Origin of the sequence: Roseicella aerolata (assembly GCF_020523605.1) — a bacterium.
GTDB lineage: Bacteria > Pseudomonadota > Alphaproteobacteria > Acetobacterales > Acetobacteraceae > Paracraurococcus > Paracraurococcus aerolatus.
This window is the reverse complement of record NZ_JAJAQI010000010.1, coordinates 136,412-152,410: the sequence shown is the minus strand read 5'-3', so window position 1 is coordinate 152,410 and position 15,999 is coordinate 136,412. Positions and strand designations below refer to the sequence as shown.

The window sequence follows — 15,999 nt, the reverse complement described above, 5'->3', positions numbered from 1 at the left end:
TCGAGGAAGTCGTCGCCGGCGCCGCCGCGGACCGTATCGGCGCCGCGCCCCATCGCCATGTGGTCGTTGCGGCCGGTGCCGGTCACCGCCTCCGCCGCCGCGCTGCCGGTGTACTGCCAGCGCAGCCCGGCCATCGGGCCGGCATAGGCGGTGGCCATCACCTGGGTCGTCGTGCCCCCCTGCACCACGGTGAAGCTGGGCACGGGCTCCACATCGCCAGGCACGGAGCCGAAGGTGATGTCGCCGGGCTGCAAGGCCGACACGCCGTTCAGGAAGACCTGCGAGTCGTCGGAACCGTACTGGACGTAGAGGCCCGTCAGTTCCAGATCGCCAATGAAGAAGCTGCCCTGGAAGCTGGTGACGTCACCGCTGGTGAGGCCGCCCGCGAAGAGCAGCTTGTCGGCACCGGGCGTGAAGTCGTTGACGAAGTCAGGACCATCCCCGGGGCTGAAGACGAAGACATCCTTGCCGCTGCCACCCACCAGATAGTCGGCGCCCTTGAAGCCGACCAGCGTGTCGCCGCCACCACCGGCGGCGAGCGTATCGGCGCCGTTCGAGCCGCCCTGGATCGTGCTCGGCCCGACCGGCGGCGGCGTGTAGATGATGTCGCCGGGCTGCAGGGCCGAGACGCCCGCGAGGAAGAGCCCGTCCTGATTGAGGTCATAGATCACGCCGAGGCCGTCGACATCCTCGAGCGTCATGGGCGTGACCACCACACCCGCCGCGGCGATGCCGAGGTTGAACTTGATCCGGTCCACCCCCGGCGTGAAGCCCGCGACCCAGTCGAAGCCGTCACCGAGGGAGAAGACGAAGGTGTCGGCGCCGGCGCCGCCGAAGAGGAAATCATTCCCCTTGCCGCCGATCAGCGTGTCGCCGTTCGTGCCGGCCTGCAGGTAATCGACACCCTCGGTTCCCGCCTGCGTCACGCCCGGCTGCAAGGGCGCGGCATCGATGACCAGCCCCGCTGCCGGGGTCCGCATGGGAAGCCCCTGGTCATCATAGATGGCGTTGCCCTGGACGGAGCCATTATCCGCACGAAGCTGCGCGTTGCCATGGCCGTAGTGGAGCGTGCCGCCCGTGGGCAGGTCGGCGCCGAAGGTGACCACCAGGGAGTTGCCGGCGCCGAGCGCCACGCCGGTTGCCTTGATGACGGTCGAGCCCGAGATGACCGACCAGCCGATGCCGGTCGCGGCATCGGCATCAAGCGCCGCAAGCTTGGTCGCGCCGTCGAATTGCAGCGTCACCGCCACCTGCCGGGGCCCGGTCTGCTGCGCCTGGATGGCGATCGGGCCGGTATCGGCGATATTGCCGTTCGCCAGCTTCACCACGGAGCCATCCTTGGCATAGGCGGCGAAAGCCTCGGCGATGCTGCGCGCGGCCCGGCCAGCGACCAGTTCGGCATCCGACTGGGCCATATGGCCGCCGGCGCCGAACCATTCGGCATTCATGATCAGGTCGTCATTCGCGGCGGTCAGGCGCGCATTGAAGCTGTTGTCGGCGACCAGGTTCTCCATGCCGAGGCGGATCGCCTGCGTGCCGGCATTCGTGCCCGAGACATAGGGAATGGGCTCGACGAAGATGTAGGGGATATCGTTGCTGCCGAATGCGGCGCGCACCAGCCCCGCATCGTAGCGCACCGCGCTCTCCCAGATGGCGGCGGTCAGGTCGGGATGGCGGCCGTCACTGTCGTATTCGCTGTGCAGCCACAGCACGACGGTCGGGTCGTCGCGCTGGCCGGATGAGAGGGCGCCGATATAGTCCAGCAGCCCCTTCTCCAGCGTGTTGACCTGCCAGGAGGGCTGGCCGTCCACCGTGGTCCGGGTCAGCCAGTCGCCGATCAGCGCCGTCCCGCCGACCGCGGTGTTCCTGCCGCCGGGATCGCTCCATTCGAACAGCAGCGTGACCGTATCGGTGACGCCATCGAAGCCGAGCAATCGCTGCACCTCGGCGGCGATGGCCTTGGTGTTGTTCGCGTCTGTGAGCCAGCCGAGGATGACGGCATTGGACTGCCCACGCAGCAGGACATTCAGGTTCACGTTCTGGGTCTCCCCGGGCGGCGCCGCACGGTGCAGAGCGGGCCGACAAGCCCAGGGAGAAAACAGTGAAGAGCGGGAGCGGTCTTTCCACGATTTGGTAAAGACCCAACACGAATCCGTTAAGAAAACAGGACAGTTGGGGTCACGCAAGATCCAGGGAGGCGTGCATTCAAGAATCGGCCCGGAAAAAGCAACCCTCTGTTGAAATAATTTCCTTATCTATCAACCATAAGTTCTATGACAGGAGATTTCCGGGCCTGGACCCGTTGCGGAGGCTCTTTGCCCATGCTGTCCGCTGATCCGGCCAGCATCTGACGCGACGGCCAGTCGTGTCGCGGCGGGTCTGGCCGTCGCGCCAGCCCCGCCGCAGAAACGCCAGGCGCGCCGCCGCCCCGCCATCCTCGGCGGGCCGGCGGCACCCCCATGCTACATGCCGCCGATATAGTTCGGCCCGCCGCCGCCCTCCGGCGTCGTCCAGTCGATGTTCTGGGTCGGATCCTTGATGTCGCAGGTCTTGCAGTGCACGCAGTTCTGCGCGTTGATCACCAGCCGCGCGCCGCCATTCCCCGCCTCGACCGAGGCGCCCTGCCCGGTCGCCTCCGGATCCGGCGTACCCTTCAGCTCCCGCTCCGCCTCTGGCCCCACCGCCTCATAGACCGCGGCCGGGCAGTAGCGGCTTTCGGGGCTGCGGAACTGGTCCCAGTTCACGCCCTTCCACTTGTCCGGGTCGCGCAGCTTCAGGTGCGCCGGCTGGTCCTCCTCATGGTTGGTGTTCGAGAGGAACACCGAGGAGAGCCGGTCGAAGGTCAGCACGCCATCCGGCTTCGGATACTCGATCCGCTTCGCCTCGGAGGCCTTCTTCAGCGTCTCGTGGTCCTGGTGGTGCGCCCAGGTCCAGGGCGCCTTGCCGCGGAACACATAGGTGTCGAGCGCGGCATTCACGAGCCCGCCCCACAGCCCGTACTTCGCGAAGCCAGGGCGGATGTTGCGCACGCCCTGCAGCTCGCTCCAGACCCAGCTCTCGCGCAGCGCCGCCGGGTAGCTCTCCAGCACCGCCGGCCGCTCCTCGCCGGCCAGCGCCTGCGCCACCGCCTCGGCCGCCACCATGCCGGACTTCATGGAGGTATGCGTGCCCTTGATCTTCGGCACGTTGAGGAAGCCCGCCGTGTCGCCGATCAGCATGCCGCCCGGGAAGACCAGCTTCGGGATGGCCTGGAAGCCGCCCTCATTCAGGGCGCGCGCGCCATAGGCGACGCGCTTGCCGCCCTCCAGCATCTTCCGCACCTCCGGGTGCGTCTTGAAGCGCTGGAACTCGTCGAAGGGCGAGAGCCAGGGATTCGGGTAGTCGAGGCCCACCACGAAGCCGATCGAGACCAGGTTCTCGCCGAGCATGTAGAGCCAGGAGCCGCCATAGGTATCCTGCGTGAGCGGCCAGCCGGTGGAGTGCCACACCAGGCCCGGGGTGTGCTTCTCCTTCGGGATCTCCCACAGCTCCTTCATCCCGAGCGCATAGGTCTGCGGCGCGACGCCCTCGCGCAGGTTGTAGCGCTCCATCAGCTTCTTGGTCAGCGAGCCGCGGCAGCCCTCGGCGAACAGGGTGTAGGTCGCGCGCAGCTCCATCCCCGGCTGGTAGTTCGGGCCCTTGGTGCCGTCCTTCTGGATGCCCATGACGCCGGCGACGACGCCCTTGACCTGGCCATCCTCGATGATGGTCTCCGAGGCGGCGAAGCCCGGATAGATCTCGACGCCGAGCGCCTCCGCCTTCGCGCCGAGCCAGCGGCAGACATTGCCGAGGCTGACGATGTAGTTCCCGTGATTGTTCATCTGCGGCGGGGTCGGCAGCTTGATGGCGCGCGTCGCCGTCAGCAGCATGAAGCGGTCGTCCTGGGCCGGCGTCGCCAGGGAGGGCGGGTCGTCGCGCCAGTCGGGCAGCAGCTCGTCCAGGGCGCGCGGCTCGATGACGGCGCCGGAGAGGATGTGGGCGCCGATCTCGCTGCCCTTCTCCACCAGGCAGACGGAGGCCTCGGGCGCGACCTGCTTGAGCCGGATCGCGGCGGCCAGGCCGGCCGGCCCGCCCCCAACGATCAGCACGTCGAACTCCATCGCTTCCCGCTCTTCCGCGCCGGACATGCCTTGCTCCTCCTGATCCCTGCCGCATGTAGCCCCGGTTCGGGTTGCACGAAACCCCGCCCCCGGCCGATACCGGGGATGGGATGACGCAGGCGGGACAATGCAGGGCATGACGCAGGAGGCGCTGCTGGCGGCGCTCCGGCTGCAGATCGAATGGGGAGCGGAAGAGGCGCTGGAGGAGGCGCCGATCGACCGCACCGTGCCGCGCGCCGCCCCGCCGGCGGCCGCGCCGGGCCCGGCCCAGCGCCCGGCCCCGGCGCTGGTCATGCCGGGCCGTGCCGGCATCGGCCTGCCCCGCACCGCCCCGCCCGCCGCCTCCCGGGCCGCGGCGCTCGCCGCGCAGGCGGACAGCCTGCCGGCGCTGCGCGCCGCCATGGCGGAGTTCGACGGCAGCCCGCTACGCGAGACCGCGACCAACCTGGTCTTCGCCGATGGCCTGCCCGAGAGCGGGCTGATGCTGATCGGCGAGGCGCCGGGCGGCGACGAGGACCGGCTGGGCCGCCCCTTCGTCGGCGTCTCCGGCCAGTTGCTCGACCGGATGCTCGGCTCGATCGGGCTGAGCCGGGAGACGAGTTTCTACATCACCAACATCCTGCCCTTCCGCCCGCCCGGCAACCGCACGCCGACGGATGCCGAGATCGCGCTCTTCCTGCCCTTCGTGCTGCGGCACATCGCCCTCGCCAGGCCGCGGCACCTCGTGCTGCTGGGCGGCGTCTCGGCCAAGGCGCTGCTGCGCTCGAAGGAGGGGATCACCCGGCTGCGCGGACGTTGGCATGAAGTAACGACAAGCGATGGACAGTCACTTCCTGCCCTGGCGACACTCCATCCCGCCTACCTGCTGCGAAACCCTGCCGCGAAGCGAGATGCCTGGGCCGATCTCCTGTTGCTTCAGCGCAGCCTGGCAAGCCAATAGCGGGAAGGTGTCTGGTTCCTCTATCCGTCAACAAATCGTAAGCCACTGAGATTGGGGCTTGAGGCACTTTTTCTCGGCGCGCGTCGCAATTTCGGGGTTGCCTTGACGCCACCGGGACCGCTAACGGGAACGGGCCATGCGAGCGATCGGCCCCATGGCCCGCGGCGCCCTTCGCCCCCTGCTTGCCGGGGTCCTGTGGGGCGCGGCGCTGATGAGCGGGGGTCTCAACCCCGCTGCGGCGCAAAGGGCCACTGACCAGACCGCCATGAGCGTCCCCCGGCCCGCCACCCCTGGCGGTGTTCCCGGCCTGCCCCAGGTGTTGGCTCCGTCCGACGCCGCCCGGCTGCGACGCATCTTCGACCTCCAGTCGCGCGGCGACCTGGCCGCCGCGACGCGCGAGTCGGAACGGCTGGGCGACCGCCGGCTGATGGGGCATGTGCTGGCCGATCGCTTCCTGCGGCCGGACGCCGCGCCCGCGGCAGCGGAGGTCCAGGCCTGGCTGGCCGATTTTGCCGACCACCCGGACGCGCTGCGCCTACATGAATTGCTGGGGCGGCTGCTGCCGCGCGGCGCCGCCCTGCCCGCCCCGCCGGCAGCCCCCGAGCCGCTCTCGGCCGAGACCTCCCTCGCGCCCGAGGAGCGCTCGCCGGCCACGGGCGCGGTGAGCCGCAACCCGGGCCTCGACCGCGCGGTGCGCGAGCGGGCGCGGGAGGGCAATGCCGCCGCCGCCCTCACCCTCATCAACCGCGGCAGGGGCATGACCCCGGCCTATGCCGGGCTGCTCAAGGCCGACCTCGCCATCGGCCTGTTCCGCACCGGGCGGGACGAGGAGGCGCTGCGGATCGCTACCGAGGCCGCCCGGGCCGGCGAGCCGAGCGGCCTCGCCGCCTTCGCGGCCGGCCTCTCGGCCTGGGGGCTCGGGCGCTACGAGACCGCCCTGCCCTTCTTCGAGCAGGCCGCCCGCACCGAGCAGGCCGCCCCCGCCCTCCGTGCCGCCGCCGCCTTCTGGACCGCGCGCGCCGCGGTGCGGGCGCGCCGGCCGCAGCTCTATGTCTCCTGGATGATGCAGGCGGCGCAGGAGCCGCGGACCTTCTACGGCCTCGTCGCCCGGCGCTCCCTCGGCCTCGGCGCCGGCTTCGCCTGGGAAGGCGAACTGGCCGGGGAGGCCGAGGCGGCCGCCATCGCCGAGACCGCCGGGGGCTGGCGCGCCCTCGCCCTGCTGCAGATCGGCCAGACCGGCCGGGCGGAGGCGGAGCTGCGGCAGCTCTGGACCCGGGCGCAGCGCAATCCGGGCCTGGTCCGCGCCATGCTGGTCGTCGCCGCCCAGGCCAATCTCACCGGGCTGGGCTCGCAACTCGCCGCCGCCTCCCAGGCGGAGGACGGGCGGCCGCGGGACTTCGCCCGCTTCCCCCTGCCGCGCCTGCTGCCGCAGGGCGGCTTCCGGGTGGACCCGGCCCTGCTCTACGCGCTCGCGCTGCAGGAGAGCCGCTTCAATGCCGGCGCCGTCTCCCCGGCCGGGGCGCGGGGGCTCATGCAGATCATGCCGGCGACCGCGAGCTACCTGACCCGCGACCCCTCCCTGCTGGGCGAGGGGGCGCACCGGCTGCACGACCCGGCCTTCTCGCTGGAGCTCGGCCAGCGCTATGTGCACTACCTCGCCCGGCATGAGGGGGTGGAGGGCAATCTCATCCGGGTGCTCGCCGCCTACAATGCCGGGCCGGGCAACCTGCTGAAATGGCTGCCTGCGCATGGGCACCGGGACGACCCCTTCCTCTTCATCGAGGCGATCCCCTTCGACGAGACCCGCGGCTTCGTGCAGCAGGTCCTCACCTTCTCCTGGATCTATGCCTCCCGCCTCGGCCTGCCGGCGCCGAGCCTGGACCAGCTCGCGGCCGGCAGCTTCCCGCGCTTCAGCCAGCCGGAGGAGGTGACGGCCATGCTGCGCCAGCGGGGCCGCGTACTACATTAGGGGCAAGCCCGCGATCGCCCCCGGCCGGCTTCAGCCGGGGGCGTGAAGCGCCGGCGCCTCAGGCCGAGGCCGCCCGGCCGCCTGCCGGAGCCGCCTGCCGCGGATTGCGTTCCTGCCTGGACGCCGACCCGCTGCAGGTCATTGTGTGTCGAGCAGATTCAGGCCCCCGGGCCTTCACGCCCGCCCGTGATCTGCTCCAGCGGAGCGCCCCATGCCGATTGATGAGAACCTGCCCTTCCTCCCCGTCAACATCGCGGTCCTGACCGTCTCGGACACCCGCGACCTGGCGAGCGACCGTTCCGGCCAGACGCTGCAGGAGCGGATCGAGGCCGCCGGGCACCGCTGCGTGGCGCGGGAGATCGTGAAGGACGAGGCGGATGTGATCGAGGCGGCGCTGCGCCGCTGGATCGAGGACCCGACCATCGATTGCGGCATCACCACGGGCGGGACCGGCATCACCGGCCGGGACGTGACACCGGAAGCCTTCAAGCGGGTGCTCGAGAAGGAGATCGAGGGCTTCGGCGAGTTGTTCCGGATGCTGAGCTACCGGAAGATCGGCACCAGCACGATGCAGAGCCGGGCGCTCGGCGGTGTCGCGGGCGGCACCTACCTGTTTGCCCTGCCCGGCTCGACCGGCGCCTGCAAGGATGCCTGGGACGACATCCTGGTCTTCCAACTCGATGCCCGGCACCGCCCCTGCAACCTGGTGGAGCTGATGCCGCGGCTGAAGGAGCATCTGCGGGCGGCCTGACCGCCGCCCGCGGCCGGGGTCAGGCCCAGACCATGTAGGGCAGCAGGGCCTCGTAGCTCACCTGCCCCTCGTTGAGGATGGCGATCGCATAGGTCGGGTCGCCCTCCAGGCCGGTCAGGTTGATCGACAGCAGGGTATCGCCCTTGTGCCGGGTGACCGTGACGTAATCGGCCAGCCGCTCCGGATCCCCGTCCCAGCCGGTCGAGCGCAGGGCATCGCGCAGGTCGAGCAGGTGGCCGCCCCGGATGATGCTGCCATGGATCTCGTCCGTGCCGTCGCCCGGCGCGTTGAGGATGATCCGGTGTTCGGTGCCGCTCAGATGGATGGTGTCATTGCCCGCGCCGCCATCGACGGTGTTGCCGCTGCCCTGGACACGCAGCAGATCATCGCCGTCGCCGGCCATGGCATAGCTGCCACCGGTGAGGAGAATGGTGTCCCGGCCGCCGCCGGCATTCACGATGTTTCCCGTGCCGCTGATGGCGATCCGGTCATCGCCCTCATCGGTCATGACGAAATTGCCGGTGCCGGTGATGCTGATCACGTCATTGCCGCCCCCGGTGAAGACGGCGCCGAGATCGCCGGTGAGCGTGACGGCATTGTTGCCGGCGCCCAGGAAGGCGGAATTCCCCTCACCGGTCAGGGTGACCTGATTGCTGCCACTGCCGAGCCAGACCCAGTTCCCCTGGCCGTCGAGCCGCACGACATTGTTGCCGTTGCCGAGGAGCACGGCGCTGGAGGAGGCACTGCCGCGCACCTGGTCATCGCCATGGCCACCCTGGATCCAGGCCTGGTCGGCCGAGACCATCACATAGGTGCGGTCGTCGCCGAAATGGACGCTCGAGCCGGCCAGCAGGACATCGATATGCACCGGTTTCCCGCCGGGCCGGGCGGCACCGGAGGCGAGGCCGGCATTCGTCATATCCGCTGTGGCGGTCGCGCCGCCGGTGATGGTCGGGGCGCCGGGATCGGCGCTGGTCTCGGGTAGCGGGTCGGACGGGCTGAAGGCTGTTTTCTGGGACGTGGTCAGCTTGGTGGTCGACATGTGCATCTCCGTCGTTTTGCCGGCAGGCCATGACGGAGTTCGTCTATCAACCATGACGCGATTCAATCACCACACACTATCGGCAGCGATTTGAACTTTATGGGATAGTTTCTCAAGCAATCTTATCGCCAGGCGCGCTGCGCCGGCAGGGCAGGTTCAGCGCCGCGCGACATCGGCACGGGTGGCGCCGTGCTCCTCGATTCCAACCGGGCCGGAGGCGGCGCGGCCGATGCGCCTGGCCATGGCCTCTCTTTCCCCGCTGGCCACCGGCGCCCGCGGTGGCGTGCCGCCGTGCGGCGGCCGCGGGCCCTGGCCGGCAGCCCACGCGTCAGGCCTCCGGCGGCGGCACCGTGCCGGGGCGCGGATCGATCGGCAGCAGCCGGTCAAGGCCGGTGATCCGCTCGAACGCCGCGGCGGCGGCCAGCGCCACCTCGTCGCGCCGCGGCGGGGCGGCGACCTGCAGCCCGATCGGGCGGCCATACCGGTCGAAGCCGCAGGGCACTGCGACGGCCGGGCAGCCGCCGAGGGTGAAGGCGGCGTTCCACATCGACCCCGCCATGTAGTTCTCCAGCTTCCTGCCGCCGATGCTCTCGGGGTGGCGCAGCATGACGTCGAAGGCGGGCGTGCCGGCGCCGGGCGTGACGATGATGTCGAAGCGGTCGAACACCGCGGCCAGCCTGCGGTACCAGGCGGCCCGCTCGCGCTCGGCCCAGGCGAGCTGGCTCGGCGTCGCCTTGAGCCCGCGCTCGGTGTTCCAGACGATATCGGGCTTGATCAGCTCGCGGTGGGTCTCAAGCTGCTTTTCCCGGTCCACCACGAATTGCTGGCTTCGCAGCACCAGGAAGGCTTCCTGCAGCGCAGCGAGATCGAGCGGGATCTCCTCCACCACGCAGCCCGCCACCTCGAAGCGGCGGACAGCCTCGGCGCAGATGTCGCGCGTCTCCCGGTCGATCGCCAGGCTCCCGCCGAAGGTCGTGTAGGCGATGCGCCGCGGCGGGCGGGCCTCGGCGGCCGCGCGGGCATAGGGCGTCGCGGGCGCGTCATAGGTCAGCGGGTCGCGCGGGTCCCAGCCGGCCATGGTGTCGAGGAAGAGCGCGAGGTCCGGGATGTTGCGCGCCATCGGCCCCTGCACCGAGAGCGGCGAGAAGAGGTTGTTCGACGTGCCGCGCGTGACCCGCCCCGGCGAGGGCCGCAGCCCGACCACGCCGCAATAGGTGGCGGGGCGCCGGAGGCTGCCGCCATGGTCCGAGCCATGCGCCAGCCAGCATTCCCCGGTGGCGACGCTGACCGCGCCGCCGCCCGTGGAGCCGGCGCAGGTGAGCGAGGTGTTCCAGGGATTGCGGGTGCGGCCGAAGACCTCGTTGAAGGTGGAGCCACCGGCGCCGAATTCCGGCGTGTTGGACTTGCCGATGACGATGCCGCCCAGCCGCTCGATCCGCTCGATCCGCTCGACCAGGGGGTGGGATTTCTCCGGGACATGGTCACGGAAAATCGGCGAGCCATAGGTGGTGCGGACACCCGCGACATCCGTCAGATCCTTGATGCTGACGGGCAGGCCGGCGAGCCAGCCGGGATGGTCGGCCTGCTCCGCCCCCTCCCGCGCCAGGATGCGCCGCGCATGCGCGCGGGCACGGTCGAGGCAGAGGGTGGGCAGGGCGTTCACCGCCGGCTCGACCTCGGCAATCCGCCGCGCGACGGCGTCGATGAGCTCGAGCGGCGAGACCTCCCGCCGCCGGAGGCGGGCCACGGCCTCGGTGGCGGTCAGGCGGATCAGGTCATCGGACATGCGGCGGCTCCCCCGGGCTCGGCGCCGCGATTGCAGCCCGCCCTGTCCCGCGGCGCAATCGGGCATTCCCGCGCCCGCGAAGCACGCCCCGGGTGGTCGGGCCCCGGGCGACCGCAGGCTAGGCCCACACCTTCTCCAGCCCCGCCCAGTCGAAGCCGATGCCATGGCCCGGCCGGTCCGGCGCCACCGCCATCCCCTCCTCGATCCGCAGCGGCTCGGCGATGTAGCGGTCGAGGCCGAAGCCATGCGCCTCGAGATAGGAGCGGTTCGGGCAGGCGGCGAGCAGCTGCACCGTCACGTCATGCGCGCCATGGCTCGTCACCGGCAGGTGGAAGGCCTCGGCCAGGTGGGCGATCTTCATGAAGGCGGTGACGCCGCCGCAATTGGTCACGTCCGGCTCGGGGAAGCTGACGCCGCCGGCGGCGATCAGCGCCTGGAAGTCCCAGAGCGAGCGGAGATTCTCGCCCGAGGCCACCGGCACCCCGCCCTCCCGCAGCACGCGCGCATGGCCCGCGACATCCTCGGGCGGGGTCGGCTCCTCCAGCCAGTACGGGTCATGGGGCGCGAAGGCACGGGCGGCGCGGATGGCGGCGTCCGCCGTCCAGCGCATGTTCGCGTCCACCATCAGCGGGAAGCCCTCCCCGAGATGCGCGCGCATCGCGGCGAGCTTCGCCACATCCTCCGACAGGCGCGGCCGGCCGACCTTCATCTTGATGGCGCGGAAGCCGCGGGCGAGGTTGCCATCCGTCTGCCGGAGCAATTCCTCGGCCGAGAGATCGAGGTCGATGCCGCCGGCATAGCAGGGCACGCGCGGGTCATGCCCGCCGAGCAGCCGCCAGAGCGCCACCCCGGCGCGCCTCGCCTTGAGGTCCCAGAGCGCGATGTCGAAGGCGGATTGCGCCAGCACCGCAGGGCCGCCGCGGCCGCCATAATGCAGCCCCCACCAAATTTGCTGCCAGAGCGCCTCGATGCGCTCGGCATCCTGCCCGGCGGCGAGTTCGGCGATCTCCCTCGCCAGGATGTGGTGCACCGCGCCGCCATTGCGGCCGACGGTGTAGGTGTAGCCGACGCCTTCGGCGCCATCGGCGTCGCGGACCCGGCAGGTGACCAGCTCGAAATCCGCCATGGCGCCATGGGTGCTGTCGGTCAGCACCTCCGGCAGCGGGATGCGGTAGTGGCCGGCCTCGATGCGGTCGAGACGTGGCATGGCGTTCCCCTCCCCTTGCTTGTTGGGGAGAGGCTACAGCGGATCGAGAAGGGGCGCGAAGGCCCCGGCGCGAGACCCTGACCACCAGCGGCGATCCGCAGCGGCGGGGCGGGCCGACAGGACGCAACCCGCAGCAAGGCCGGAGCCGGCGCTGCTGGAGGCCGCGATGCCCGCGCGCAGGGGCGCCGGGCGTGATCCGGCGCCCCTCCCCTGCCGGCCCTCAGAGCCGGCGCAGCAGCACCAGCCGCGCCGGCCGGCCCGCCTGCACGGCCAGGATGGCGTTCTGCCGGAAGCGCCGCGCGAGCACCGCAATGCGGCGCGGATCAGCGGCGAGCAGCAGGTGCCGCTCCCGCCACCCGGGCGTGCCGCCCCAGCCCTCGGCGGCGGGCAGCCGGCGCGCCGCCCCCCGCAGCCGGGCCTGCATGCGGTCGTTCCAGCCGCGCGGCATCCGCCGGCTGAAGGGGTTCCAGGCCGTCACGAAGCTGCCCTGCCGCGCGCCCAGCCGACGCAGCAGCGCATCCACCGCCGTGCTGCGCCGGCCCACCCGCGCGACGGCGCCCGCTGCCTCATAGGCGCTGGCGGCATAGGCCGCCGCGAGGGAGCCGCTCATGCCAGCTGGAACAGCAGGGCTTTGAGATAAGCGCTTTCGGGCAATTGCGGATGCACCGGGTGGTCGGGGCCGGCGCCGCCCTGGAAGAGCAGCTTCGCCTCTCGCCGTGCCCGGCCGATGCCCCAGATCACCGCATCGGCGAAATCGCCCGGCGCGACATGGTGGGAGCAGGAGGCGATGAACAGGAACCCGCCCGGCGCGACCAGCGGCGCCGCCAGCCGCGCCAGCTTGCCGTAGCCGCGCAGCGCCTGGGGCTGGTCCTTGCGGGATTTGGCGAAGGCCGGCGGGTCGGCGACCACCAGGTCGAAGCGCGTGCCGGCCGCGCCCATCCGCTCCAGCGCCTCCAGCGCCTCGCTCCGCTGGGCCTCGACGCGCTCCGCCAGGCCATTGGCGCGAGCGGTCTCCATGGCGAGGTCCAGCGCATGCGCGCTGCGGTCCAGCAGCGTGACGCGCGCCGCGCCGGCCGCCGCGCAGCGGAGGCCGAAGCCGCCGGTATGGCAGAAGGCATCCAGCACCGTGGCGCCGGGGGCGAGGCGCGCGACCCGGTCGCGGTTCTCCCGCTGGTCGTAGAACCAGCCGGTCTTCTGGCCGCCCAGCAGGTCGACGGAGAAGCCGAGGCCGCCCTCCTCCACCCGCGCGGTCGCATCCTCGCCCAGCAGCGGCGCGACGCGTTCCTCCAGCCCTTCCAGCTTCCGCACGGCGGCATCGTTGCGGGCGACGATCAGGCGGGGCGAGACCAGTTCGCGCAGCGCCTCGACCAGCACGGGCGTCAGCACCTCCATCCCGGCCGTGTTGGCCTGCAGGGCCAGGGCATCGCCATAGCGGTCGATGACGAGCCCGGGCAGGCCATCCGCCTCGGCATGGACCAGGCGGTAATAGGGGGTGTCGTAGAGCTTCTGCCGCAACGCGAGGGCGGCGCCGAGGCGGCGCTTCGCCCAATCGAGGTCCAGCGCCGCAGCCGGGTCGCGGTCCAGCAGCCGGGCGGCGATCAGGCTGTGCGGGTTAAAGCTCCAGGTGCCGTGGCGCCAGCCATCGTCGCCCTCCAGCCGGACGGCGCCGCCGGGCGGCAGGGCCCGGGCGGCCGGCGTCATGGCGATCTCGTTCGAGAAGGCCCAGGGGTGGCCGGCCTTCACCCTGCGGTCATGGCCGGGCAACAGGCGGATCAGCGGGCGGGCGGCTTGGGTGTCGCTCATGGGGGGCGGGGTATGCGCCGCAACCGGCTTGCGGCGCAATCGGGACCGGTGCAGATGCGTGGGCATGAGGATCGTCCGAGACCTGCCCACCCTCCGCGCCGAGACCGGAAAGCTCGGCCCCATCGCCCTCGTCCCCACCATGGGGGCGCTGCATGAGGGCCATATCTCGCTCGTCAGGGCAGCCCGGCGGGAAGCCGCGGCAATGGGCGGGGCGGTCGCCGCCTCGATTTTTGTCAACCCGCTGCAATTCGGGCCGAACGAGGACCTGTCGCGCTATCCGCGGGACGAGGAGGGCGACCTGCGGGCGCTGGAGGCGGCAGGCTGCGACCTGGCCTGGCTGCCGAGCGTCGGGGTGATGTACCCGCCCGGCCGGGCCACGGTGATCGATGTCGCCGGCCCCTCCGAGGGCTGGGAAGGCACGGCGCGGCCGGGCCATTTCCGCGGCGTCGCCACGGTCTGCGCCAAGCTCTTCCTGCAGACCGGCGCGCGCGTGGCGCTGTTCGGGGAGAAGGACTGGCAGCAATTGCAGGTGGTGCGGCGGATGGCGAGCGACCTCGACATGCCGCTGCGCATCCTCGGCTGCCCGACGGTGCGGGAGGCGGATGGGCTGGCGATGTCCTCGCGCAACCGCTTTCTCGCGCCGGAGGAGCGGGCGAAGGCGCCGCTGGTCTTCGAGGCGCTGACGCAGGTTGCCGCGACGCTGCGGGACGGGCGGATGGCGGAGCCGGTGCTGGCGGAGGCCCGCGCGCGGCTGGCGGCGGCGGGCTTCGCGGTGGACTACCTGGCCCTGGTGGAGGCGGAGACGCTGCGCCCCATCATGCGCGGTCCCGGGCGGCTCGTCATCGCGGCCCGGCTCGGCAGCGTGCGGCTGCTGGACAACATTGCGGCGGCGTAGAGCCTGGGCATGTGTCGCTGCCCGCCAGGCGCGCCCGACCGGGTTAAGGGCATGCAGACCTGACTGCCGATGCGGCATGGGCGGAGCGTCACCGGGGGGTTGGCCGGGTGGTGTGGCGGCACCGGCCTCCGGGGCGGGCCGGGCGCAGGCCTCGTCCTGGTCTTCGGCGTGGAGCCGAAAGGCAGGGCGCCGGAGGCGGTGGCGGGCCACCCTCAACGGGCGGCAGCGGCATCGCCGGGGTTTGTCCCGGCGCGTCGCAACGGATCGCGCGCCGCCGGCTTAGCCCGTTGCGGGGCGCCACGGCCGTCCGCGTCCCGCCGGAGTTTTGCGCCATGGCATGGATCACGGGCACGCAGGCCGCGGATACCCTGCTCGGCACGGCCGGGCAGGATGTGCTGATCGGCCGCGGCGCCGCCGACTTTCTCTCCGGAGGGGAGGAGGATGACATCATCCTGGGCGGCGCCGGAGATGACACCATCGGGGGCGACAACCTGCCCCTGCCGGGCAGTGTCTCGCCCTGGGGGCCGACCCCGCCCGGCGAGACCCCGGAATTCCCGTCCGGACGGGGCGCCTTCCTTGGCAAGGTCGGCAACAACCTGATCCTCGCCGGCGGGGGCGATGACAGCGTGGTGGCGGGCTTCGGGGCCGACACCGTCCTGGGTGGCTCTGGCAACGACACGATCGAGGGCTACGGCGCGGTCTACCTCTACTCCCGCGTGCCGAATGCCTGGATCAATACCGACGGCCCCGACCTCCTGCATGGCGGCCCGGGCGACGACCTGCTGCGGGGCGGCGGCGGGGACGACCGGCTGCATGGCGGCCGGGGCAACGACACCCTGGTGGGCGGCGTCGGCGTGGATACCCTGGTGGGCGGCCCCGGGGGGGATGTCTTCGCCTTCGGGCGGCCCTACGCCGGGCAGTTCGTGGCCGAGACCGGTGTCGGTCCCGGCCAGCGCGACGTCATCCTCGACTTCGAGCAACACCAGGACCGGATCGACCTGACCGGCTTTGCCAGCCTTGCGGCCGGCCAGGCGGCACCGCTCTTCCTCGGCACGCAGCCCTTCGTGGCAAGCTGGGCCTTGCAGGTGCGCTACGCGATCGAGGGCGACCGCACCCTCGTGCAATTCGTGGCGGCGCCCATCGGCGGCGCGCCGGAGGATGGCACGCCGCCCCCGGTGCCGGATGGCCCGACCGGGGAGATCGAACTGTCCGGCATCCACCACCTCCGGGCCGCGGACTTCATCCTGGCCTGAGCGGCCGGCCAGCGCCGCGCCATGGGCCGCCTTCCCTCTGGCAATGCCCGGCGAAGGCGGTCCATGCCATGGCTCGCACGGCGCATCCAAGCCTCCCGCCGTTCAGGCCCGCCCACGATCTGCGCCACGGCGGATTGCCTGCAGATCTGGGCGCAATCCGCCGCAGGTCTTTGTCCTTCGGGCAGGGTCCCGCCCGCGGCCGTTCTCGGCCTCC

The 15,999-nt window shown here is 71.6% G+C and carries 11 protein-coding genes and 1 pseudogene; 5 read left to right on the top strand and 7 right to left on the bottom strand.

The genetic code is table 11. The annotated features are described in order from the left end of the window. Nucleotides 1-2,036: pseudogene (locus LHA35_RS09010) on the bottom strand (hypothetical protein); the annotation flags it as partial. Nucleotides 2,037-2,462: 426 nt separating this feature from the next. Beyond that, nucleotides 2,463-4,166, bottom strand: coding sequence for an electron transfer flavoprotein-ubiquinone oxidoreductase (locus tag LHA35_RS09005; RefSeq protein WP_226607245.1), 1,704 nt, complete (start codon nt 4,164-4,166; stop codon nt 2,463-2,465). A gap of 109 nt (nt 4,167-4,275) precedes the next feature. Here LHA35_RS09005 and LHA35_RS09000 point away from each other — a divergent pair, with 109 nt between their 5' ends. From LHA35_RS09000 to moaB, 3 genes are all read left to right on the top strand, one after another. After that, nucleotides 4,276-5,079 (top strand): uracil-DNA glycosylase, encoded by an 804-nt coding sequence (locus tag LHA35_RS09000; protein WP_456316077.1) that lies wholly within the window; start codon nt 4,276-4,278, stop codon nt 5,077-5,079. A gap of 316 nt (nt 5,080-5,395) precedes the next feature. After that, nucleotides 5,396-7,048, top strand: coding sequence for a lytic transglycosylase domain-containing protein (locus LHA35_RS08995; RefSeq protein ID WP_226607257.1), 1,653 nt, complete (start codon nt 5,396-5,398; stop codon nt 7,046-7,048). 211 nt (nt 7,049-7,259) lie between these two features. After that, complete coding sequence (moaB, locus tag LHA35_RS08990) at nt 7,260-7,799, top strand: molybdenum cofactor biosynthesis protein B (protein ID WP_226607238.1); 540 nt, start codon at nt 7,260-7,262, stop codon at nt 7,797-7,799. Nucleotides 7,800-7,818: 19 nt separating this feature from the next. Here the strand turns inward: moaB and LHA35_RS08985 are convergent, their stop codons facing one another. From LHA35_RS08985 to LHA35_RS08965, 5 genes are all read right to left on the bottom strand, one after another. Next, the gene (locus LHA35_RS08985; RefSeq protein ID WP_226607235.1) at nt 7,819-8,841 is read right to left on the bottom strand and encodes a calcium-binding protein; all 1,023 of its coding nucleotides are present in this window, start codon (nt 8,839-8,841) and stop codon (nt 7,819-7,821) included. A gap of 328 nt (nt 8,842-9,169) precedes the next feature. Further along, nucleotides 9,170-10,627 carry an amidase gene (locus tag LHA35_RS08980; RefSeq protein ID WP_226607232.1) on the bottom strand — a complete coding sequence of 486 codons (1,458 nt, stop codon included), beginning with the start codon at nt 10,625-10,627 and terminating at the stop codon, nt 9,170-9,172. Nucleotides 10,628-10,745: 118 nt separating this feature from the next. After that, nucleotides 10,746-11,834, bottom strand: a complete 1,089-nt coding sequence (locus LHA35_RS08975; RefSeq protein WP_226607229.1) for a mandelate racemase/muconate lactonizing enzyme family protein — start codon at nt 11,832-11,834, stop codon at nt 10,746-10,748. 220 nt (nt 11,835-12,054) lie between these two features. Further along, a complete protein-coding gene (locus LHA35_RS08970) occupies nt 12,055-12,444 on the bottom strand; it encodes a DUF3293 domain-containing protein (RefSeq protein WP_226607226.1) in 390 nt (129 codons plus the stop codon). Further along, on the bottom strand, nt 12,441-13,637 hold the full coding sequence (locus LHA35_RS08965) for a class I SAM-dependent rRNA methyltransferase (RefSeq protein ID WP_226607223.1): 1,197 nt from the start codon (nt 13,635-13,637) through the stop codon (nt 12,441-12,443). Before LHA35_RS08965 ends, LHA35_RS08970 begins: the two co-directional genes overlap by 4 nt. 64 nt (nt 13,638-13,701) lie before the next feature. On the opposite strand from LHA35_RS08965, the gene panC reads away from it, so the two are divergent. Further along, a complete protein-coding gene (panC, locus tag LHA35_RS08960; RefSeq protein WP_226607221.1) occupies nt 13,702-14,532 on the top strand; it encodes a pantoate--beta-alanine ligase in 831 nt (276 codons plus the stop codon). 332 nt (nt 14,533-14,864) lie between these two features. After that, nucleotides 14,865-15,785, top strand: a complete 921-nt coding sequence (locus LHA35_RS08955; protein WP_226607218.1) for a calcium-binding protein — start codon at nt 14,865-14,867, stop codon at nt 15,783-15,785. Nucleotides 15,786-15,999: the final 214 nt, after the last annotated feature.